This is a genomic window from Streptomonospora sp. PA3, assembly GCF_009728995.1.
GTDB lineage: Bacteria > Actinomycetota > Actinomycetes > Streptosporangiales > Streptosporangiaceae > Streptomonospora.
In genome coordinates this window covers 470536-490568 of record NZ_VTZW01000010.1, presented here as the reverse complement: position 1 = coordinate 490568, position 20033 = coordinate 470536, and the positions used below count along the sequence as shown (strand labels likewise).

Below are 20033 nucleotides of genomic sequence, written 5' to 3'. Positions count from 1 at the left end.
CGCTTCGGCTCCCGCACGTGCCGCGCCGCTCAGGACTCCGAGTCGGCCGAGCGCTCGCGGGCCGCGGCGGAGCCGACCGCGTCGGTGACGATGGCGACGTCGGAGTCGGACTCGCGCAGCCGCCGCATCCGGTCGATGAACGCGCGCTTGCGGTGGGCCAGCCGCCGCTTCGTACTCACCCGCGCGTAGCGGGCGAGGTGGCCGGCCGACGGGCGCGGCGTCCCCGACAGCTCGTAGCCGTTCTCGCGCAGCCGCTTGGCCAGCACCGTCTCGGCGAGGGCGGCCTCCCACGGCTCCAGCCGCTCCTGCCAGGAACCCGAGCTGGCGGCGTTGACGTCGCGGCGGGTGTTCTGGTGCCAGGTCTTGAACTTGGGTACGGCCTTCTTGGCCACCCGGCGCGGCTCGCACATGACCGGGTCGAACTCCTCGCCCAGGAAGTCGCACAGCGCGGACAGCTCCCGGGCCGGATCGGCGACCAGGTCCTCGTAGCGCAGCTCGTAGAAGGTGTCGGGGCCGAGCCTGCGGGCGGCGGCGCGGCCGTAGTCGATCGCCTCGGCCCAGGTGGAGATCGCGTGGTAGACGGTCTGCTTGTACCACGGCATCTGCTTGAGGGAGCCGACGCAGTCGCGCCCGTCGCGGATGAGGTGCACGAACTGCGCATGGGGGAACATCCGCCGCAGCTCCTCGACCGCCTGGTAGTAGCCCGGCCGCTTGTCGCCCCAGCGCTCCTTGCCGAAGCGGCGCGCGTACTGGCGGAAGACGGTGCCCACCGCCGAACCTACGGTCGGCGGGCCGCCGACGATGGCCGCCACCGTCTCGTCCCGGTCGAGTTTCAGGTCGCGGTAGCGGGTGTTGCGCGGTCCCACGATCGCCTCGGCCAGCTTGCTGCGGTTGGCGGCCTCGCGCAGGTCGCCGAACTCGGCGCGGCGGCGGTAGACGTCCAGCGCGAACCGCGTCTCCGGCGGGATCGCGATCCGCGGGTGCGCGTGCAGCATCAGCTGCAGCAGCGTGGTGCCCGAGCGCGGGCATCCCAGGATGATGATCATCCGCTCGCCGGAGGAGGGCCAGCCGTCCACGGGTGAGCCACCGCCCATCGTTGCGAAACAGGAGTACGGGTGTGCTGCGGATCCCGCCCCGCCGGGCGGGGCGATCAGTTCACCCTATCCGTTCGCCCGTCCGCGGAGTGGAAGCGCGAACGCCGTGCCGCCGGCGCGGAAGGGGCCGCGGACCGAGCGTCGGGCGCCCGCAGGAAGCCGCGCGGCGGCGCCGCTCGGCATGGTCGCACACCTGCGGGCAGCGCGGAGCCCGCTGCCCCGGGACCCCGGTGCGTGCAGCGCCCCCGAACCATTCGGCGCCCCGCGGCATCTCCCCGGAGAGTCGCAGGCCGGGACGGAAGAAGCGGAGGCCGTGGTGGCGCGCAGGTCGATTGAAGGCGGTGCACGGTGACGGGTAGAACGCGGGAGGCGCGGAGCGTTCACTCCGCCGGCGCGACGGTGCGGGCGGCCACCCGCGCCGACTGGTTCAGCCTGCCGCAACTGCTGCGCTTCGCCTGGCAGGAGGGCCTTTCCTGCCTGTTCGCGGTGTGCCTGTTCGCCGGACTCGCGGTCTCGTCGCTGGTGCCGCTGCCCATCGCCCGCTACGACGCGCTGCTGCTCTACGGCATCGCCCTCACCGCGCTGTTCTGGGCCACCCGGCTGGAGACGGGGGCCGAGGCGGTGGCGGTGGCCGGGTTCCACGTGGTGGGACTCGTGTTCGAGCTGGTCAAGGTGCATATGGGGTCGTGGAGCTACCCCGAGGAGGCCCTGACGAAGTTCGGCGGCGTGCCGCTGTACAGCGGCTTCCTCTACGCCGCGGTGGGCAGCTACGTGTGCCAGGCCTGGCGCCGGTTCGACCTGGAGTTCGCCGGCTACCGCCGGCTCGCCACGGCCCTGGTCGCCGCCGGCATCTACGTCAACTTCCTGACCCACCACTGGCTGCCGGACCTGCGCATCGTGCTGGCCGCCGCCATGGTCGCCGCAACCTGGGGGGTCATGGTGCGGTTCACGGTCGGCGGGGTGCGCTACCGGATGCCGCTTGCGCTCTCGTTCGTGCTGATCGGCTTCTTCCTGTGGGTGGCCGAGAACATCGCGACCTTCCTGGGGGCCTGGGAGTACCCGCACCAGGCCGATGTGTGGCACCTCGTCCACCCGGCGAAGTTCGGGGCCTGGGCACTGCTGGTCACGGTGGCTTGCGTCATCGTGGCGACCTGGAAGTACGGCACCAGCCGCCGTCCGCCGGCCCGCTGAGCGCCGCGATCGCCGCCCTCGCGGCGGCGCGGTAGATTGCCCGGCGTGCGAACGAGCGGAGAGCAGGCCGCCCAGGGGCGGTCGGTGCAGATCTATACCGACGGCGCCTGCGCGGGCAACCCGGGCCCCGGCGGCTGGGGTGCGGTGCTGCGCTACGGCGAGCATGCCAAGGAGCTCTACGGCGGCGAGGCCGAGACGACGAACAACCGCATGGAGCTCATGGCCGCCATCATGGCGCTGGAGGCCCTCAAGCGCCCGCTGTCGGTGAGCCTGCACACCGACAGCACCTACGTGCGCAACGGCATCACCTCCTGGATCCACGGGTGGAAGCGGTCCGGCTGGATGACGCGCGGCAAGAAGCCGGTCAAGAACGCCGACCTGTGGCGGCGCCTGGACGCCGCCGCACTCAGGCACGACATCGAGTGGCACTGGGTCCGCGGCCACAGCGGGGACCGCGGCAACGAGCGCGCCGACGCCCTTGCCTGCCGGGGCAGGGACGAGGCCCGCCGGGCCTGACCGCGGGGCGCCGCGGGGCGCGGCTCTCTCCGGTGCGGCGGACTCCCGGCGCCCACTAGGATGCCGCGCCATGACCCCCCACCGCCGCAAGGCCGTCTCCCTCGCCGTGCTCGCGCCGACCGCCCTGATCGCGCTCGGCTACGGAATCGCCTGGGGCGGCCTCTTCCCGATCGCGGGTGTGGTCGGCGGGCTGGCGATGCTGGCGGCGGCCTGGCTGCTGGTCCACGCCGTCCTGCCTGGTATCGACGCGCGGAACGGACTGCCCGCTGTCTTCGTCCTCGGCTGGGGCGCCGTCACGCTTGCCGCTGCGGTCGGCGCCGCGTGCGCCTCCGTCACCGACAACGAGCTGCTCCAACGCAGCGGCACGGAGACGGCGTGGGACCGGTTCGAGGACGGGGACCCGGCCGCCCGTCCGGGCATCAGCATCACGAGTGCCGCGGAGTACCAGGATTCCGCGTCCTCCACCGCCTTGGTGGGGGTCGACTACGGCACCTCGGTGGTGCCCGACGGCACCGCCGCGGGCGCGCTGCTGACCGGTTGGCTGGCCGGCTGTGCGGGAGCCGCCGTCTATGCACGGACCCGTCCCAGCACGGCCTCGGCGTCCGCCGGCGGCGGAGGGGATGCGGGCGAGCCGGACGGGCCGGGGCCGGGACAGCGGAACGCCGCGAAGCCGGAGCGGCCTGACAGCGACGGGGACGAGAAGGGGTGGGGGGCGGAATAGGCCCGCCCGTCACCCGCCACCGCCCCAACGGAGACGCTTCGCGCCACGTGCCTGCTTGCCGCCGAGCGCACGCGGAACCTGTCGGGCGGAGCCGTGCCACCGGTGGCGAGACTCCGGCGCAAAGGTGTGCCGTGCGCTCGGCGGCATCGACTCGATCGAGCACGTGACGCGCAGCGTTGCATCCGGGTGGCGGTGGGTTGACGGGTGGGCGTACGGCGCTTCGCGCAATCCAGCCCCAGTGCCGATCGACGCAGCCGCTATGGTGTCCGGCTTCTCAAACAGGACGCAGGACCCGTACCCGTCAGGCGGAACCGCCTTCTGCGCTGCCCTGCTCGGCCGTGCTCTCCTGCTCCACCGCGTCCTCCGCGAGGGCGCGGTGCTTGCGGGCGACGACCACGGCCACGGCCGGCGGCACCGCAGCCAGCGCCGCCAGGCGCATCCACGGCCGGTCCAGCGCGTGGCCGGTCAGCTGGTCGAGCGACAGCCGGCCGGGGCCCTGGGCCACCAGCGCCATGGCGCTCAGCGCGATCAGCGCCGGATACTCCAGGCCGCCCTCGGTGTTGAAGAAGCCGTTGGGGGAGTGGGTCTCGGCCGCCACGCTCATGGCCCCGGCGACGGCCGCGCCGCCGGCCGGCGTCCCCAGGCCCGCCACCAGCGCCGCGCCGCCGGCCGTCTCGCACAGGCCCGCGACCGCGGCCATCTGCCTGCCGGGGCGGTAGCCCATGCTCTCGAACGCGCCGCCTGTGGCGTCCAGCCCGCCGCCGCCGAACCAGCCGAGGAGCTTCTGCGTGCCGTGGGCGAACAGGGTCGCTCCCAGTCCCGTGCGGATGGCCAGGGCGGCCACGTCCTTCGCCGTCACGCGTCCCATGGTGTGCACCTCCACGCGTCCTACTGCTGCGAGCCGTGAGCGGACCCGCCGGGCGCACGGGTCGGGTCCGCGCCTCCTCTACCCCTTTCCGCAGGTCCGAAAGGTGACGGCGAGTAGGAGGCGGGCTGTGCGGGGCCCCGGGCGAGCAGCGGCTGCACGCCGACCGGGAATGCGCTACCGGGCACGGGCGGGCGCGGTGGCCTCAGAGCGCCGCGGCGATGACCGCCAGCAGGGTGGCCACCGCGGCGAAGACCAGACCGAAGGCCACCGTCAGGATGGGCGCCAGCAGCAGGCGCGTCGGTCCGCCCACGGTGAACGATCCCGGGTCCGCCGGCTGGTAGGCCACCTCGACCTGCTGTCCGGGCCGATTGCGGTCCGAGGCGGGTTCGTCCGGCGCGCGCCGGTGCACCTGGCGGCCGTCGGGCAGGGCGAACCGGACGGCGTAGGGGTGGACGCGGCGCGTCGAAGGGCCGTCGTCGTTGGAGGAGCGGCGCACCTCGGTCCAGGTCTGGGTGATCACACCCGTCGCGGTGGCGGCGGTGCGGCGCTCGCGCATCCGCGCGGCGAGGCCGAGCAGACCCGCGCCGGCGACCGCCACCGCGGCCGCGTAGAACACCAGGCCGCACCCGGTGAGCATGGCGCCGGTGTAGGCCGGGGAGTCGGGCGGGTAGCCGGTCGCGGCCACGGCGATCAGCACGATCCCCCACACCAGCAGTACGGCCGCGGCGGCGACGACCGCGCCGACCAGCCACCGGCGCCGGGGCGGCGGCGCGGGCCTCTCGGCGCCGGCGACGCCGTGCACGTGGGGGTTGCCGGTGATCTCGACGTTCTCGGGGTCCTCCGGGTCGAACAGCACCTCCACCTGCCACCCCTCGGCGGGGACGATTCCGCCGAATCCGCTGGTGAACCGGCGCTCGTGCCGCCGCCCGGCAGGGTCGGCGAAGACCAGCACGAAGGGCTGCTCGGACCCGCCGCGGCCTTCGGGGATCGCCGGCTCCACCGCGGCCACCCTGGCCTGGGCGCGGATCCCGTGCTCCTCGCGGCGGAGCCGGCGCCGCCGGCTGCGGACGCCCAGCACGGTGAAGAGCACGCCGAAAAGCGCGAAGGCGGACGTCAGGGCTACGGCGACCACAACTCCGACGGACAAGCCGATCCCCTTCCCCAGCACCCGCGGACAGTAGGCTCCGGGCACCATACCGGTCGGCGCGTCCGGTCCCACCCGCCCTCAGCGGCGTGCGCGCGGGCCGGAGACCCCGCGCGGCGGTCGATCGCCGAACTCCGAGGCGGGTGCGGGACGGCCCGATCCGGCCACGCGGAATCCCGTGCCGCCGGCCCTCACCGCCCGGCGGCGCCCCCTCGTGCGGCGGCGTCGACGGCGTCGAGGACGTCGCGCCACGGCGGAAGCCGGTCGTCGGCCGGGGCCTCGGGGTCGTAGAGGACGCGGGCGCCCATGCTCCGCAGCGTCCGGATGCTCGGATCGACGGCCGGATGGCGCGCCAGCGGCGGGTTGAGGTGGGGGACGCAGACGGTGGGCACGCCGTAGCCGAGCATCTCGCAGACGAGCGCGACCGCCATGGTGTCGGCGAACCCGGCGGCGATCTTGTTCAGCGAGTTGAACGTCAGCGGGCACGCCAGCAGCGCGCCCGGCGGCAGCAGACGCTCCCCGGTTCCCGGCCGCCGGAAGTCCACGCGTACCTCGTTGCCGCTGGCGGAGGACAGCTCGCCGACGGCGTGGAAGCGTGTGCCCATCGGCGTGCAGACGACGGTCACCGCCCATCCCCGTTCCCGCGCGGACCCGATGAGTCCGGCCACGTTCTCGCGGGGTGTCGCGGCTCCGGTGACCACGAGGTACAGCGTGTGCTCGTCCATGGGCCGAGTCTAGGGACCGGCCCGCGCCGGCACGCTCGGCCGGAGGAGCCCCGCCCGAGGCAAAAGCGGCGCTTCAGGGCGGCGGATGCATCGTGAACCGGGACCGCCGCCTGCCGGCGGCCGTGTCGCACGGCTCGGCGCGCGAGCGGGGCAGGTCAGCCGCCGCCTCGCGGGCCCCGAGCGGTCGTGCGGCTTGGCCCCGGCGGTCCGGGCCGCGGCGAACCAGGAGGCGGCGCCGCCCGTCCGGCGCCCGGTCCCGTGCCGGAGAGCGGCACGGGACCGCATCCGCGGGACACGGGCGGACGCGGCGGAAGCGGTGCCATGCCGCAGCGCGGCCTCGCCGCCCGGGGGCCGCGTCTCCGCCGGCCCGCGGGCGGCCGAGGCGGCGCAGGCACGCCCTCACTATGCTGCGGGAGGGTCCCGGTGACCGACGCGGCCGTGATCGGTGTCCGCGGCGCGGCGCACCGGCGGCACCGTCCGGGCCGGCGGGGCCGCCGAGGACGGGCGCCGGGCACAGAGCCGACGGCCCGCCGCGGATCGGCCCGCGCCGGACACCGCTGCACACCGCCCCGGCCACCGAGCGAACGACGAGGGAGAACGATGGCGGACAGCACGCGCGCCGGTGTGACGGTGCACGAGACCCTTCCATGCCGGGTCCTCGTCGGACTCGGCGCCCGCCGGGAGATTCCGGGCGAGGTCGAGCGGCTCGGCGCCCGGCGGGTGCTGCTGATCGAGACCCCCTCGGCCAAGCCCGCCGCCGACGAACTCGCGGCAGCGCTGGGCTCCCGCCTGGCCGCGCGGTTCGACAGGCCCGTCGTGCACACCCCGGTGGAGGTCACAGCGCGGGCCATGGAGGTGGTCGACGACGCGGGCGCCGACTGCGTGGCGGCCATCGGCGGCGGCTCGGCGATCGGGCTGGCCAAGGCGCTTTCGGCGCGTACCGGCCTGCCCCAGATCGCCGTGCCGACCACCTACGCCGGATCGGAGGTCACCCCGACGCTGGGAGAGACCGACAACGGGGTGAAGACCACGCGGCGCGACCCGCTGCTGGCTCCCGGCACCGTCGTCTACGACGCCGAGCTGACGCTCACGATGCCCCCCGGCCTCACTCTGACCAGCGCCTTGAACGCCCTGGCGCACGCGGTGGAGGCGCTGTGGGCCCGCGACGCCACGGCCGCGACCGACGGGCTGGCCACGGAGTCGATCGACGGAATCCTCACCACGCTGCCGGCGGTGCTTGAGGACCCCGCCGCCGTCGCGCCCCGCGAGCGCCTCCAGGCGGCGGCCTGGCTCTCCGGCATGTGCCTCGCGCAGACCACGATGGGGCTGCACCACCAGTTGGCGCACGCGCTCGGCGGGGCCTACGACCTGCCCCACGCCGAACTACACGCACTGCTGCTGCCGCACGTCATGGCCTTCAACCTGCCCTCGGCGCCGCCTGCCGCCGCGCGGCTGACCCGCATCGCCGGCGGCGATCCGGTCGAGGCCGTGTCCCGGTTGTCGCGCAGCCACACGGGAGCCACAACCCTCGGCGCGCTGGGCGTGCCCCGCGACGGCCTGCGCGCCATCGCCGAGCGCGTCGCGGCCAAGCCCTACCCCAACCCGCGGCAGCCGGACGCCGACGCGGTCACCCGGCTCCTGGACGGCGCCTGGTAGAGCCGGTTTGCCGGGGCCTGGCCCCTGTGACCGCTCGGCAGGCTCCCGGCCACGGGCGAGGCGGGGCGGGGCGAGGCGGGTCCGCGGTCGGCGGCTCGCGCACGCGGGCGGCCGTCGCGGCTGTGCGGGGAGGGAGGGCGGGGCGACGCCGGGCGCGGCGCGGCTCGCCCTTTCGCGCGGACGCCTTTCGCCTGCCGTGGCGGGGAGCGGCCGCGGTGGGGAGCGGAAAGTCGCTCCCCGCCGCTTCCAACGAGGCGCGGGGTCGGGCCTGCGCGGATCGGTTCCGGTGCTCGTCGGCTGCGTTGGGCGGCGTGGGCAGCGAGGACGGCGGGTGGCCGGGCCGGGCGATCACCGGTTGCTGCGGGCGGATGGCTGATCGCCCGGCGAGGCGGCGACGGCAGCGGAGGGCTCGGGCCGCGTGGATCGGTTCGGGTGGGCGCCGGGTGAGCATGCAGCGAGGGGCAGCGAGGACAGCGCGGGGTTCGGGTCGGCGATCATCGGTTGCCGCCCTCGGATGGCCGGTCACCCGGCGAGGCGGCGACGGCGGCGAAGGGTTGGGCCCGCGCGAGTCGGTTCGGGTGCTCGCCGGTGTCGGTGAGCGACGGGGGCGGCGAGGACGCCGGGGGTCCGGGCCGGCGACCACCGGCTGGTGTGGGCGGATGGCTGGGCGTCCGGCGTGGCGGCGAGGTCGGCGGGTGGCTCGGCCCGCGGGGATCGGTTCGGTGGGCGCCGGTTGCGCGCGCGACGGGGCGGTGCGCCCCGGTGGCGTTCCGGTGCGCCCTACCCACCCACGCGCTCGATCCGAAACCCGGAACGCCCGATTTAATCTAACTCTCCATCGGCGATCTTGTATCTGTGGTCACTTGTGAACGCTCACAATGACCGCAGGTACAAGATCGCCGCCACTGGGAGCGGCGATCCCGAGCATTTGCCTCCGATGTCCCGGTTCGTCCGCCGGGTCGGCTGCCGCACCGCACCCCGGTTGCGTCGAGGGTGTCGGTGGGGCCACGCTCGGCGTCGAGTGTGGCCCCACCGACACCCTCGACGCGGGAACCGGGCACGGAAACCCGACATTCGGTGCTTTCGGGGCGGCGGCGGGACGAGGAGACGCACCCCGCGATCGCCCGGGCGGGGTCCGGCCGCGCGGAGGGTCGTCCGCGGCGTCGAATCCTCCCGTGATGTCCGGTATGCGGGGGCGCCGGGGCGGCTCGCGCGGCCGGGATCGGCGATGATCATGGCGTTTGGACCGGGGATCCGCGCCGAAACCGCTCCAAACGCGCACCTCGTGGCACCCCGGCCGGCTCCACCCCCCGCCGCATCCGGGCATTGCGGGCAAACCACCCCGGTTTCGTTCCGCATCCCGGAAGACCCGGGGTTGCGGTGCGCCGCACAGGCCCACCGCGCACCATCGGCGGGCATCGTCGACCCAACGCGAGGCGATATGCCCGGAACATCCCGCCCGAGCCGTGTCTCAGAACGGCGGGGGCCGCCTTGCAGGAACCCACCGGGCACCACCCGCGGCGGCCACCATCGGGGCTGCGGCAATGGGTGCGCCCCGCGAAGCGCGATCACAGCTTGCCGCCGAGCGCACGCAGCCCGTCTCAGGTGGAGCCGCACCACCGGTGGCGGGCCTCCGAAACACAGGTGCACCGCCGCTCGGCGGCAAGCTGGCGCACAGCGCTTCGCGCAACCCAGCCCCATTGCCGCAACCTCCTGTGGTGACCGACTCCTTAAACCCGACGTAGGCGGCTCCCACCACCGACCTCGCCGCCCCCGTCGGGCGGCCTGCCATCCGCCGCCGGCAACCGGTGATCGCTCGGCCCAGCCGTCGTCGGCCGTCGCTGCCTCGTCGCAAGCCCGACCGGCGGGCACCCGAACCGATCCGCGCGGGCTGAGCCACCCGCGGCCCTCGCCGCCCCCGTCGGGCGGCCCGCCGTCCGCCGCCGGCAACCGGTGGGCGCAGGCCCGAGCCCCGCGGACCTCGCCGCCCCGTCGCAAGCCCGACCGGCGGGCACCCGAACCGATCCGCGCGGGCCAAGCCCACCTCCGCCCTCGCCGCCCCCGTCGGGCGGCCCGCCGTCCGCCGCCGGCAACCGGTGGGCGCAGGCCCGAGCCCCGCCGCCCATCGCCGCACCGTCGCAAGCCCGACCGGCGGGCACCCGGACCGATCCGCGCGGGCCAAGCCCACCTCCGCCCTCGCCGCCCCCGTCGGGCGGCCCGCCGTCCGCCGCCGGCAACCGGTGGGCGCAGGCCCGAGCCCCGCCGCCCATCGCCGCACCGTCGCAAGCCCGACCGGCGGGCACCGGGACCGATGGGCACGGGCCAAGCCCTGTGCTGTCGCCGCCGCCCGTCGGGTGGCCAGCCATCCGCTTCCACCAACCGGTGAGCGCCGACCCGAACCTCCCACCGTCCTCGCCGCTCCGTCGGGTGGCGCACCGGGGGGCATGAGTACCGACCCGCACGGGTCGCGCTGTCCGCGGCGCTCGCCGCCCCGTTGCGTGTGCAACAGGCGGGAAGCGGATGCGGTGGGCGCGGATTGACCCTGTGAGATGTGGCCCTTGCCGAACCCGTCCGAGGGCGAACCGAACGGCATAGGGGTGAGGATGTGAACCGGCGTCTGATCGATCAGGTCACCGCGATCGGGGTCCGCTACGGCTTCGGCGAGGGGCACGAACCGCTCGGGCGGCGGATGCCCGACGTGGAGCTGAAGCGGGCGCCTGCACGAGCTGCCGCACGGTGGCCGCGGGCTGCTGCCCGACCAGGCCGGACGGCTTACGGCGGCAGGCTGGGCGGACCGTGCCGACCACGCCGTCGACACCGCCGCGGAGCTGAACACCGTCGTGGTCTTCCTGCGGCCGGACGGCCACGTGGCGTGGGTCGGTGGGTCGGTGGGTCGGTGGGTCGGCGAAGACCAGCGGGACCTGCTCGGCCGCCTGCCCGCATGGTTCGGCGCCGCCGGCCGGATCGCGGAGGTCGCCCGGCGCGCGGCGGCAGTCTCGCCGCCGGTGAATCGGGTGGCCCCAGGAGGATTCGAACCTCCGACACCCACTTTAGGAGAGTGGTGCTCTGTCCCCTGAGCTATGAGGCCGGAACCGGGCCCCAGCCTAGCGGAGGATGCGGCCGCGGTGTGCCGGGATCACGGGGGCACTGACTTGTACCCTTACTGGCGTTAAAGTTGCCATGGCCGAGGTGTGGCTTTGCTCACTATTGGTCTGAGGTGTGCTTTGTGGAGATCTTGGCGTTATATGGCGCCTAGCCTGGTACGCGTAGTTGAACACCCGGTGACCTGCCGTTTCGCATGGGCGTCGGCCCTGCACCGCGTTGCTCGACCCCTCGTATCCCCCCGTGTCCGCCCGGCCGATCCAGCTCGGTCGGTCCGATAGTGGACATGTAGTAACTTGCGATGCGGCTACGCGCACCACCGATTTACTCGCAACCGGAGGACCCTCGTGCCGTTTACTCTCGATTCGTCGCGGCGATGTGACCGCGTGCCGCGAATCGGGTCCTCCTCGTCTCCGTTGACGAAGCTTGCCCGCTTTGGCAAGCATGGCGGGCTCTCGGTGATCACCGTCCTCATCATCGCACTTCTCGTGGTGCCCGGTGTGCAGACGGCCTTTGCTCCGGTGACTTCTCCCGCCTCCGCCGACTCCGATCTGGAGAAGCTGAAGAAGAAGGCGGACGAGGCGAAGGAGGAACTGGAAAAGGCCACCAAGCGCTACACCGAGCAGGAGGAGGAGCTCAACGACGCGCAGGACGAGCTCGTCTCCACGTTGCACGACCTGCAGCAGACCGAACTGCGCCTCACGGAACTGCGCGAGCCGCTGGCCGAACTGGGCAGCACCCTCTACATGCAGCCCAACGCGGGCGTGCTGGGCATCCTGACCTCCGGAAAGCTCAACCAGGACCTCCAGGTCGAGTCGCACGTGCTCAAGCTGTCCGACGACCGCGAGGCGCTGCTGGAGGAGGCCAGCGATCTGCGCGAGAAGCAGACCGACCTGGCCACGCAGGCCCAGGAGCTGCAGACCGAGACGCAGCTCAAGCGCGTGCAACTGGAGGAGGACCTGGAGGACCTGCGGGCCAAGTCCAAGGAGAGCACCGAGGAGCTGACCAACGAGCTCGAGGAGCGCGGGCTGGACCCCGAGTCCTACTTCGCCGGCATCGAATGCGACCCCTCGATCGCGGACAACGCCGAGGGCTATCCCAACGGCCTGCTGCCGCAGAACGCCCTGTGCCAGCTGCACCTGGAGGGCGAGTCGCTGCGTGCCGACGCGGCCGTGGACTTCCTGAAGATGAACCAGGCCTACACCGAGCGGTTCGGCGAGAGCATGTGCGTGACCAGCTCGTACCGCAGCCTGTCCAAGCAGCAGTCCCTCTACGCCACCAAGCCGCCCGGCATGGCGGCGGTCCCCGGCACCAGCAACCACGGCTGGGGTCTGGCCGTCGACCTGTGCGGCGGCGTGCAGAACCAGGGGAGTCCCCAGTTCAACTGGCTGGAGGCCAACTCCCAGAGGTGGGGCTGGTTCCACCCGCAGTGGGCCTACTCCAACCCGTTCGAGCCCTGGCACTGGGAGTACGAAGCGGCCCGGTAGCCGCCGGACCGTCCGGGGGCGGCCTCGCAGCAGAGGCCGCCCCCGCATGCTCTCCTCTTCCGCACCCGGGAGACCCGCGGACAGGGCGGGGCGTTCTCCGGGCGCCCCACGGAGGCCGGTCGGGAGGCCGCCGCGATGGGCCGGGGCTGCGAGAACGCGCCGTGCTCTCCATTCGGAGCCGCGCCACCGGCCTCAACGCAATGCCACCGAGAGCCGCGAGGCGGCGGCGTGGCCCGCCAGCGCTCTTGCCTCGTCCGGGCGCACGGCCAGGACGACCAGGGCGCCTTGGGTGCCCGCGGCCGCATCGGGCTCGGAGACGGTGATCACCGGCCGGTCCTCGACGACGGTCCGCGCCGGCGGAGCCCCGCCGCCCAACCCGGCCATGTCCGCGTCGGGCGCGGCCAGGACGTCGATCCGGCTGCCCGGATGCAGCAGGCGCGGTGGCAGGGCCTGGGGCAGGCGCACGGGCGCCGCCACCAGTCCGGGGCCGTAGCCGCGTGCGGGTGGTTCGGCGATGCGGGCGCGGGTGATGACCTCGCCGCGGGCGACCGGCCCGGTGAGCGATCGTCCTGCCGGATCGTCACCCGGTCCCAGCGCCTGCTGGGGAACCGCGTCCAAGGGCAGCGCCCGCACGGCGAGGTCCCCGGGCGACAGCGGGGAGAGCGCGTCCAGGCTCCGGGCGGCGACCAGCACCTCGACGGAGGGTGCAGCCGGCGGCCGCAGGAGCAGGACCGCACCTGTCAGGGCGAGCGCGGCGCAGACGGCGCCCAGCGCCCGGCGGTACCGGGAGAGCGCGCGCAACGGGGCGGCGGTGCGCCCGGTCATGGCCCGGCCGCCGGGTGAGGACGGACCGCCGGCGAAGGGGACGGGGCGGTGCCGCGGGCGGCACGGGCGTCAGGAGAAGTCAGCTCGGCGCGGTGCGCCTTTCGCGCCGCTGGCCGAGGGGAACCAGGGGCCGCGGCGCCCAGCGTCTCGGTCGCGGGCGATGGCGCGCTACGGATGGTGCGCGGGGTGGCGCGGAGCGTCTCGGTCAGGGGTGGTGGCGGGTGACGGGTGATGAGGGGGATGGCGCGGAGCGTCTCGGTCAGTGGTGGTGGTGGGCGACGGGTGATGGGAGGGGTGGCGCGGAGCGTCTCCGTTGGGGGCGGTGGCGGGTGACGGGCGGGCAGGTAGGCATCCATACCCGTACCGTAGAGTCCCGCCGCGGCAGCGTGCGGTGGTTGTCCACAGGCGCCGGGGGTCGGTACCGAGCGGAGCGCGCGAACCGATCGGAGGTGGCCGGAAGCGCCGCCGCGCGCAGGGAGGTCCGCTTGCGCTCGGGGCGGGGTGTGGCGCCGATCGGGTGAGGCGGCCGGAATGCCGCCGCGCGAGCAAGGGTGCGCGCGCTCGGCGCCGAACGGGGTGCGCGGTGCCGACCGGGAGAGGCGAACTCGAACGCCGCCGCGCGAGAATGGGCGCGCTCGCACTCGGCTCGCGCGGCGATCGCGGCGGGGCCGTACCGCAAGGCGCCGCCGTCCGGCGCCGGCCCGCGGCCGGACCCTCGCCGATGCCGGATGACCGCCGCCGCGGCGCAGCACGACCCCCGGTCGGGGGTGCCTGCTCGGCAGTGCCACCCGAGGGCCTGCGTGATGGGCGGGAGCGCGTTCGGTGTCCGCGGCGGACGTCGAGGGGCGGGCGAGTTCTCCCGCCCCGTATCAGGCGTGTACCGCTGCAGCGGCGGGCGCCGGGCCGGAAGGAACCGCGGCGCGGGGAGTCACCCGTGAGGGCGACAGGCGGACCTCAGCTGCTCGCGGCGGCGGCGCCGGAGCCGGCCGGGGCCTTGCTGCTGCTCTTGCTCTCTGCCGAGCCGCTGGAGGAGCTGGAGGAGGAGTCCGACTTCGCCGGCGCGGAGTCCGAGCCGGAGGAGGCCGACTCGCTCTTCGCCGAGCCGTTGGAGTCGCTGCTGGAGCCGGAGGCCGCCGTCGAAGAGCGGTCCGACGAGGAGTTGCTGTCGGTGCGGTAGAAGCCCGAGCCCTTGAAGACGATGCCCACGGCGGAGTACACCTTGCGGAGCCGTCCCTGGCACTCGGGGCAGACGGTCAGCGAGTCGTCGCTGAAGCTCTGCACGACCTCCATCTCGGAGCCGCACTCGGTGCATGCGTACTGGTACGTCGGCACTGGGTCCTCCTTGCTGGCACTCTCACCCGTCGACTGCCAAATATTATGCGCTCGGGCAGCACAGCCGCGACATCGGGGGTGCTGCGCCGCAGAGATCCGGCGATCGCGCTGCCGACATGCTGCAACACCGCCCGGGTACCGGGTGTTCCCCCCGGGCCCCCGCGGGCCGCTCACGCGCCCGCGAGCATTCGTAGGCCCCCGCCCGGTGTCACCACACCGCCCACCGGCCGGTCATGCGGCTCGGCCGGAACGGACTCCACCAGCTCTGTGTCGTAAATCACCGCCAGGGTGAGCGTGTTTGGCCCCACCCGCGCCAGCGCCCTGTCGTAGCAGCCGGCCCCTCGGCCCAGCCGCAACCCCCGGCCGTCGACCGCGAGCGCCGGGCACACCACCGCAGCGGCCCGGCGCACCGCGTCGGGGCCGTAGCGGCGGCCGACCGGCTCCAGCAGGCCGTGCCGGGCCGGCTCCAGGCTGTCGGGTCCCTCATAGGCCGCCCAGTCCAGCTCGCCGCTGTCGAGGAACACAGGCAGCAGCACGTAGGTGCCGCGCTTCCACAGCGTCGCGATCAGCTTGCGGGTATCGGGCTCGGTGCCCACGGAGTAGTAGACGGCGACGGTACCGCCCGTCGTGAGCAGCGGATCCTGGCCCAGCGCGTCGCGGATCGCCGACCCGGCGGCCGCCCGATCGTCCTCGGGCATGGCCCGCCGCGCCGCGACGATGCGCCGGCGCATGTCCTGCTTGGTCTCCTGTGCGGTCACGGCACAGCAGTCTCGCAGGTCCGGGCGCGGCGCGCGGCGGCCGGGCGCACCCGGCGCCTCCGGTAGCAGGGGGACGCTCCCGCGGCCCCGCTGCACCCGCCGGGAATCGGCCACGCGCGCCGGACGCCGAGCGCCCGGCCGGTGTCCTAAAGTGCCGACATGACAGATACAGACCGCCGCTCCGGCGTCGCCAAGGCCGTCGTACCCGCGGCCGGGCTGGGCACCCGGTTCCTCCCGGCCACCAAGGCGACGCCCAAGGAGATGCTGCCCATCGTCGACAAGCCGGCCATCCAGTACGTCGTCGAAGAGGCCGTCGACGCCGGCCTGGACGACGTGCTCATGGTCACCGGCCGATCCAAGCGCTCCATCGAGGACCACTTCGACCGCGCCTATGAGCTGGAGGAGGCGCTGCGGGCCAAGAGCGACACCCAGCGCCTGCACTCCGTGCGCGAGTCCAGCGAGTTGGCGCAGGTCCACTACGTCCGCCAGGGCGAGCCGCGCGGTCTGGGCCACGCCGTGCTGTGCGCCTCGGCCCACGTCGGCGACGAGCCGTTCGCGGTGCTGCTCGGCGACGACCTCATCGGCAGGCGCGAGGCCCTGCTGCGGCGCATGATCCAGGTGCGCGACACCTACGGCGGCAGCGTCGTCGCCCTCATGGAGGTCGAACCCGAGCAGGTCTCCCTCTACGGCTGCGCCGCCATCGAACCCACCGGCGAGGACGACGTCGTCGCCGTCACCGACCTCGTCGAAAAGCCCGCACCCGACCAGGCGCCCAGCCGCTGGGCGGTCATCGGCCGCTACATCTGCGACCCCGCCGTCTTCGACGTCCTCCGGGAGACCCCTCCGGGGCGCGGCGGCGAGATCCAGCTCACCGACGCCCTGCTGGAGCTGGCCCGGCGCAAGCCCGCCGACGGCGGCCCGGTGCACGGCGTCCTCTTCCGCGGCCAGCGCTACGACACCGGAAACAAGGCCGACTATCTCCGGACTGTGGTGGAATTCGCCTGTGAGCGCCCGGACCTGGCCGCGGACTTCCTGCCGTGGCTGCGCGAGTTCGTCGACCGGCACTCCGCCGACGAGCGGGCCTGATCCCGCCGCCACCGCCTCCGCCGCGGCGGGACCGCGGCATTCTCCGGACAGTGGGTGAGGGAGCACGATGAAGACCGTCGAGCAGCACATCCGAGACGTCCTGGACCTGGTCGAGCCGCTCGAACCCATCGAGCTGGACCTGCTGCGCGCCCACGGCGGCGTGCTCGCCGAACCCGTGACGTCGGCGGTCTCGCTGCCGCAGTTCGACAACTCCTCGATGGACGGCTACGCGGTGAACGCCGACGACCTCGCCGGCGCCTCCTCGGACACCCCCGTGCGGCTGCCCGTGGTCGCCGACATCCCCGCCGGCGACGTGTCGCCCACCGCCGTGCGCCCCGGCCACTGCGCCAGGATCATGACCGGTGCGCCCCTACCCCGGGGCGCCGACGCGGTCGTGCCCGTGGAGTGGACCGACGGCGGCCAGGCGACGGTGGCCGTGGACCGGCCGGTGCGCCGCGGCAACGCGATCCGCCGGGCCGGCGAGGACGTCGAGAAGGGCTCCACCGTCCTGCAGCGCGGTGCGCGCCTGGGCGCCGGGGAGCTCGCGGTGCTGGCGGCCGTGGGACGCGCGTCAGCGCCCGTGCACCCCCGTCCGCGCGTGGTCGTGCTCTCCACCGGTGCGGAACTGGTCGAACCGGGCTCGCCGATCGGCCCCGGCCAGATCTGGGAGTCCAACAGCTACATGCTCACCGCCGCGGCGCTGGAGGCGGGCTGCGCCGCCTACCGACGCGGCTTCGTCGGCGACGACCCGGCCACGGTCCTGGAGACGATCGAGGACGCGCTGGTGGAGGCCGACATCGTCCTCACCACCGGCGGCGTGAGCATGGGCGCCTACGACGTGGTCAAAGAGGTGCTGTCGCGCCTGGGCACGGTGCGCTTCGACAAGGTCGCCATGCAGCCGGGAATGCCGCAGGGCGCGGGGACCGTGGGAGAGTCCGCCACCCCCATCCTGACCCTGCCCGGCAATCCCGTCAGCTCCTATGTCTCCTTCCAACTGTTCGTGCGGCCCGCGCTGCGCCGGCTGCGCGGACTGCCGCCCGACCCGCTGCCGGTCGTGCACGCCCGCCTGACCGCGCCCGTGCCGCACTCGCCCCGAGGGCGGCGCTCCTACCTGCGGGCGGTTCTGGAGTACGACAGCGGCGGCGGTTCCACCGCCTACACCGCGCAGCCCGCCACGCGGCAGGGCTCGCACCAGCTCTCCGCACTCGCGGATACCAACGCGCTGGTGGTGGTGCCCGAGGCGGTCACCGAGCTGCCCGAGGGCAGCGTGGTGGAGGTGCTGCAACTGCCCGCCCACCCGTGACCGAAGGCTGTACGACCCCGCCGAGGAGGACGAACCCATGGCAGAGGACCACCCCTCCGGGCTGAGCCACCTGGACTCCGCCGGCGCCGCGCGGATGGTCGACGTGTCGGCCAAGGCCGTCAGCGCCCGCACGGCCACCGCCACCGGGCGGGTGCGGTTGTCGGCCGAGACCGTCGCCGCGCTCCGCGGTGACGGGGTGCCCAAGGGCGACGCGCTCGCCGTCGCCCGGCTGGCCGGCATCCAGGGGGCCAAGCGCACCCCCGACCTGGTCCCGCTGTGCCATCCCATCGCGATCCACGGCGTCGACGTGGCGCTGGAGGTCGTCGACGACGGCGTGCTCATCAGCGCGACAGTGCGCACCGCCGACCGCACCGGGGTGGAGATGGAGGCGCTGACCAGCGTGATGACCGCCGCGCTGGGCCTGGTGGACATGGTCAAGGCGATCGACCCCGAAGCCGTGGTCACCGACGTCCGGGTGGAGGAGAAGACCGGCGGCAAGACGGGGGACTGGAGGCGGTCGCGGTGAGCGGCGGAGTGGAAGGCGCGGCCGATCCGCTGGCGCCCCGCTACCGCGTCGCCGTGATCACCGCCTCGAACCGCGCCGCTGCGGGCGTCTACCCCGACCGCTCCGGCGCGGTGCTGCGCGAGGAGTTGGTGCGCCTGGACGGCGTCGTGGTCGAAGGGCCGTGGGTGGTCCCCGACGGGCCGCCGGTCGGCGACGCCCTGCTGCGGGCCGCCGGCAAGGGGTGCGATGCGGCTCTGACGACGGGCGGCACCGGACTCAGCCCCACCGACGCCACCCCCGAGGCGACCCGCCCCCTGCTGGCCTACGAGATCCCCGGCATCGCCGAGGCGCTGCGCGAGGCGGGGCGCGCCAAGGGCGTCGCCTCCGCGGTGCTCTCCCGCGGACTCGCCGGGGTGGTCGAGCGCGACGGCCGGCGCATGCTGGTGGTCAACCTGCCCGGATCCAGCGGCGGAGTCCGGGACGGCATGGCCGTACTCGGCCCGATCCTCGCCCACGCCCTCGACCAGCTGCGCGGCGGCGACCACCCGGTACCCGGCACCTGACGGCGCGCCGACGGTGGTGGAATACTGGAAGACACAGAACGGGACACCACACGTTTCCCGCCCGTTTCCCCACGGGAGCGCAGACCGCACCCGTCGGCCCGCCACCGGATGCGCCGGGGGCCGGAGGCGCCGGAAGGACGCGACGTGAATCGGATCCGCGGGTGGCCGATCACCCTGACGGAGGGCCCGGTCGGCCTGCGCCCTCTGCGGCTGCGCGACGCCGCCGCGCTGCGCGAGACGCGTACCCGCAACGCCGAATGGCTGCGCCCGTGGGAGCCCACCTATCCCGAGATGCCGCTGCACACCTCGGGGCTCTCGCCGTATGTGGCGATGCTGCAGGCGATCCGCCGCGAGGCCCGCCACGGCGTCTCCATGCCCTGGGCCATCACCTACGACGGCGTCTTCGCCGGGCAGCTCACCATCAGCGCGATCGTGTGGGGCTCGGCGCGCTCGGGGCAGGTGGGCTACTGGATCGACCGGGCTTGCGCCGGTCGCGGTGCCACGCCGACCGCGGTGGCGCTCGCCGTCGACCACGCCTTCTTCACCGTAGGGCTCCACCGGATCGAGGCCAGTATCCGGCCGGAGAACCAGGCGAGCCGGCGGGTGGTGGAGAAGCTGGGCTTCCGCGAGGAGGGGCTGCGCAAGCGCCAGCTGCATATCGACGGCGCCTGGCGCGACCACATCTCCTACGCGCTGACCACCGAAGACGTCCCCGGCGGCCTGCTCGCGCGCTGGCGCCGCCGCCGCGGCCAGGTGGCCGGCTCGGACAGCGCGGCCGGCGGATCGTCCTAGCCGGGGGTCGGCCGCGGCTGCGGTGGTCGCGGCCGGTGTCGGCCGCTGCGACGGTCGGGGTCCGCAATTCGGTGTCGGCCGATCGCCGTTCGCGGGATAATCGCCGATACCCGGCCGGAAAACGTCGCCGGCGCGGCGTTCGCGCCGCCTTCGGTCGGCGTGTCCGGGCACCGGGCGGCGGCCGCGCCGTCCGGTACCGGGCGTCGATGCTGCCGCGCGACGCATCCGGTGCGTGACGTTTCCGGTGAGGCGCGTCGCGGGAGCGCGTGAACAGGTCTGTCGCCTGGTGCCTCTTTCGACGGTGGTGGTGGGTGACGGGCTGGGATTGGGCTCGGCGCGCAGCGCCACCGTTAGGGGTGGCGGTG

At 74.3% G+C, this 20033-nt stretch carries 17 protein-coding genes, 1 tRNA gene and 1 pseudogene; 11 read left to right on the top strand and 8 right to left on the bottom strand.

What is annotated here, in order from left to right:
* Positions 1 to 29: 29 nt before the first annotated feature.
* Entirely contained in the window at positions 30 to 1076 is a 1047-nt protein-coding gene (locus tag FZ103_RS14345) for a sulfotransferase (protein ID WP_343233530.1), read from the bottom strand.
* 366 nt (positions 1077 to 1442) lie between these two features.
* Between FZ103_RS14345 and FZ103_RS14340 the strand changes: the two genes are divergently transcribed.
* From FZ103_RS14340 to FZ103_RS14330, 3 genes are all read left to right on the top strand, one after another.
* Entirely contained in the window at positions 1443 to 2285 is an 843-nt protein-coding gene (locus FZ103_RS14340; protein ID WP_343233529.1) for a DUF817 domain-containing protein, read from the top strand.
* 45 nt (positions 2286 to 2330) lie between these two features.
* A complete protein-coding gene (rnhA, locus tag FZ103_RS14335) occupies positions 2331 to 2801 on the top strand; it encodes a ribonuclease HI (protein ID WP_394350106.1) in 471 nt (156 codons plus the stop codon).
* 70 nt (positions 2802 to 2871) lie between these two features.
* The gene (locus tag FZ103_RS14330) at positions 2872 to 3522 is read left to right on the top strand and encodes a hypothetical protein (protein ID WP_156001634.1); all 651 of its coding nucleotides are present in this window, start codon (positions 2872 to 2874) and stop codon (positions 3520 to 3522) included.
* A gap of 301 nt (positions 3523 to 3823) precedes the next feature.
* Here FZ103_RS14330 and FZ103_RS14325 read toward each other — a convergent pair whose 3' ends face one another.
* From FZ103_RS14325 to FZ103_RS14315, 3 genes are all read right to left on the bottom strand, one after another.
* Positions 3824 to 4390, bottom strand: a complete 567-nt coding sequence (locus FZ103_RS14325; RefSeq protein WP_156001633.1) for a DoxX family protein — start codon at positions 4388 to 4390, stop codon at positions 3824 to 3826.
* 202 nt (positions 4391 to 4592) lie between these two features.
* Complete coding sequence (locus tag FZ103_RS14320) at positions 4593 to 5537, bottom strand: DUF3592 domain-containing protein (protein ID WP_186356293.1); 945 nt, start codon at positions 5535 to 5537, stop codon at positions 4593 to 4595.
* 188 nt (positions 5538 to 5725) lie between these two features.
* Entirely contained in the window at positions 5726 to 6259 is a 534-nt protein-coding gene (locus FZ103_RS14315) for a flavoprotein (protein ID WP_156001631.1), read from the bottom strand.
* 600 nt (positions 6260 to 6859) lie between these two features.
* On the opposite strand from FZ103_RS14315, the gene FZ103_RS14310 reads away from it, so the two are divergent.
* Positions 6860 to 7915, top strand: coding sequence for a maleylacetate reductase (locus FZ103_RS14310; RefSeq protein WP_156001630.1), 1056 nt, complete (start codon positions 6860 to 6862; stop codon positions 7913 to 7915).
* A 2599-nt stretch (positions 7916 to 10514) separates the two neighbouring features.
* Positions 10515 to 10872: pseudogene (locus tag FZ103_RS25550) on the top strand (FAD-dependent oxidoreductase); the annotation flags it as partial.
* Positions 10873 to 10930: 58 nt separating this feature from the next.
* Here FZ103_RS25550 and FZ103_RS14305 read toward each other — a convergent pair.
* A tRNA-Arg gene (locus tag FZ103_RS14305) sits at positions 10931 to 11003 on the bottom strand.
* Between the two features lie 472 nt (positions 11004 to 11475).
* Between FZ103_RS14305 and FZ103_RS14300 the strand changes: the two genes are divergently transcribed.
* Positions 11476 to 12504 (top strand): D-alanyl-D-alanine carboxypeptidase family protein, encoded by a 1029-nt coding sequence (locus FZ103_RS14300; RefSeq protein WP_343233528.1) that lies wholly within the window; start codon positions 11476 to 11478, stop codon positions 12502 to 12504.
* 192 nt (positions 12505 to 12696) lie between these two features.
* Here FZ103_RS14300 and FZ103_RS14295 read toward each other — a convergent pair whose 3' ends face one another.
* The 3 genes from FZ103_RS14295 to FZ103_RS14285 all read right to left on the bottom strand — a co-directional run bounded on the left by FZ103_RS14295 (position 12697) and on the right by FZ103_RS14285 (position 15392).
* On the bottom strand, positions 12697 to 13329 hold the full coding sequence (locus FZ103_RS14295) for an SAF domain-containing protein (RefSeq protein ID WP_156001628.1): 633 nt from the start codon (positions 13327 to 13329) through the stop codon (positions 12697 to 12699).
* Between the two features lie 954 nt (positions 13330 to 14283).
* Complete coding sequence (locus FZ103_RS14290) at positions 14284 to 14661, bottom strand: FmdB family zinc ribbon protein (protein ID WP_186356291.1); 378 nt, start codon at positions 14659 to 14661, stop codon at positions 14284 to 14286.
* Between the two features lie 170 nt (positions 14662 to 14831).
* On the bottom strand, positions 14832 to 15392 hold the full coding sequence (locus tag FZ103_RS14285; protein WP_156001822.1) for a 5-formyltetrahydrofolate cyclo-ligase: 561 nt from the start codon (positions 15390 to 15392) through the stop codon (positions 14832 to 14834).
* Positions 15393 to 15578: 186 nt separating this feature from the next.
* Here FZ103_RS14285 and galU point away from each other — a divergent pair, with 186 nt between their 5' ends.
* From galU to FZ103_RS14260, 5 genes are all read left to right on the top strand, one after another.
* Positions 15579 to 16505 (top strand): UTP--glucose-1-phosphate uridylyltransferase GalU, encoded by a 927-nt coding sequence (gene galU / locus FZ103_RS14280; RefSeq protein ID WP_156001627.1) that lies wholly within the window; start codon positions 15579 to 15581, stop codon positions 16503 to 16505.
* A gap of 67 nt (positions 16506 to 16572) precedes the next feature.
* Positions 16573 to 17808 (top strand): gephyrin-like molybdotransferase Glp, encoded by a 1236-nt coding sequence (glp, locus tag FZ103_RS14275; RefSeq protein ID WP_156001626.1) that lies wholly within the window; start codon positions 16573 to 16575, stop codon positions 17806 to 17808.
* Positions 17809 to 17845: 37 nt separating this feature from the next.
* Positions 17846 to 18334, top strand: a complete 489-nt coding sequence (moaC, locus tag FZ103_RS14270; RefSeq protein ID WP_156001625.1) for a cyclic pyranopterin monophosphate synthase MoaC — start codon at positions 17846 to 17848, stop codon at positions 18332 to 18334.
* On the top strand, positions 18331 to 18876 hold the full coding sequence (locus tag FZ103_RS14265; protein WP_343233527.1) for a MogA/MoaB family molybdenum cofactor biosynthesis protein: 546 nt from the start codon (positions 18331 to 18333) through the stop codon (positions 18874 to 18876). The genes moaC and FZ103_RS14265 overlap by 4 nt, the downstream gene beginning before the upstream one ends.
* A gap of 144 nt (positions 18877 to 19020) precedes the next feature.
* Entirely contained in the window at positions 19021 to 19668 is a 648-nt protein-coding gene (locus FZ103_RS14260; RefSeq protein ID WP_186356290.1) for a GNAT family N-acetyltransferase, read from the top strand.
* Positions 19669 to 20033: the final 365 nt, after the last annotated feature.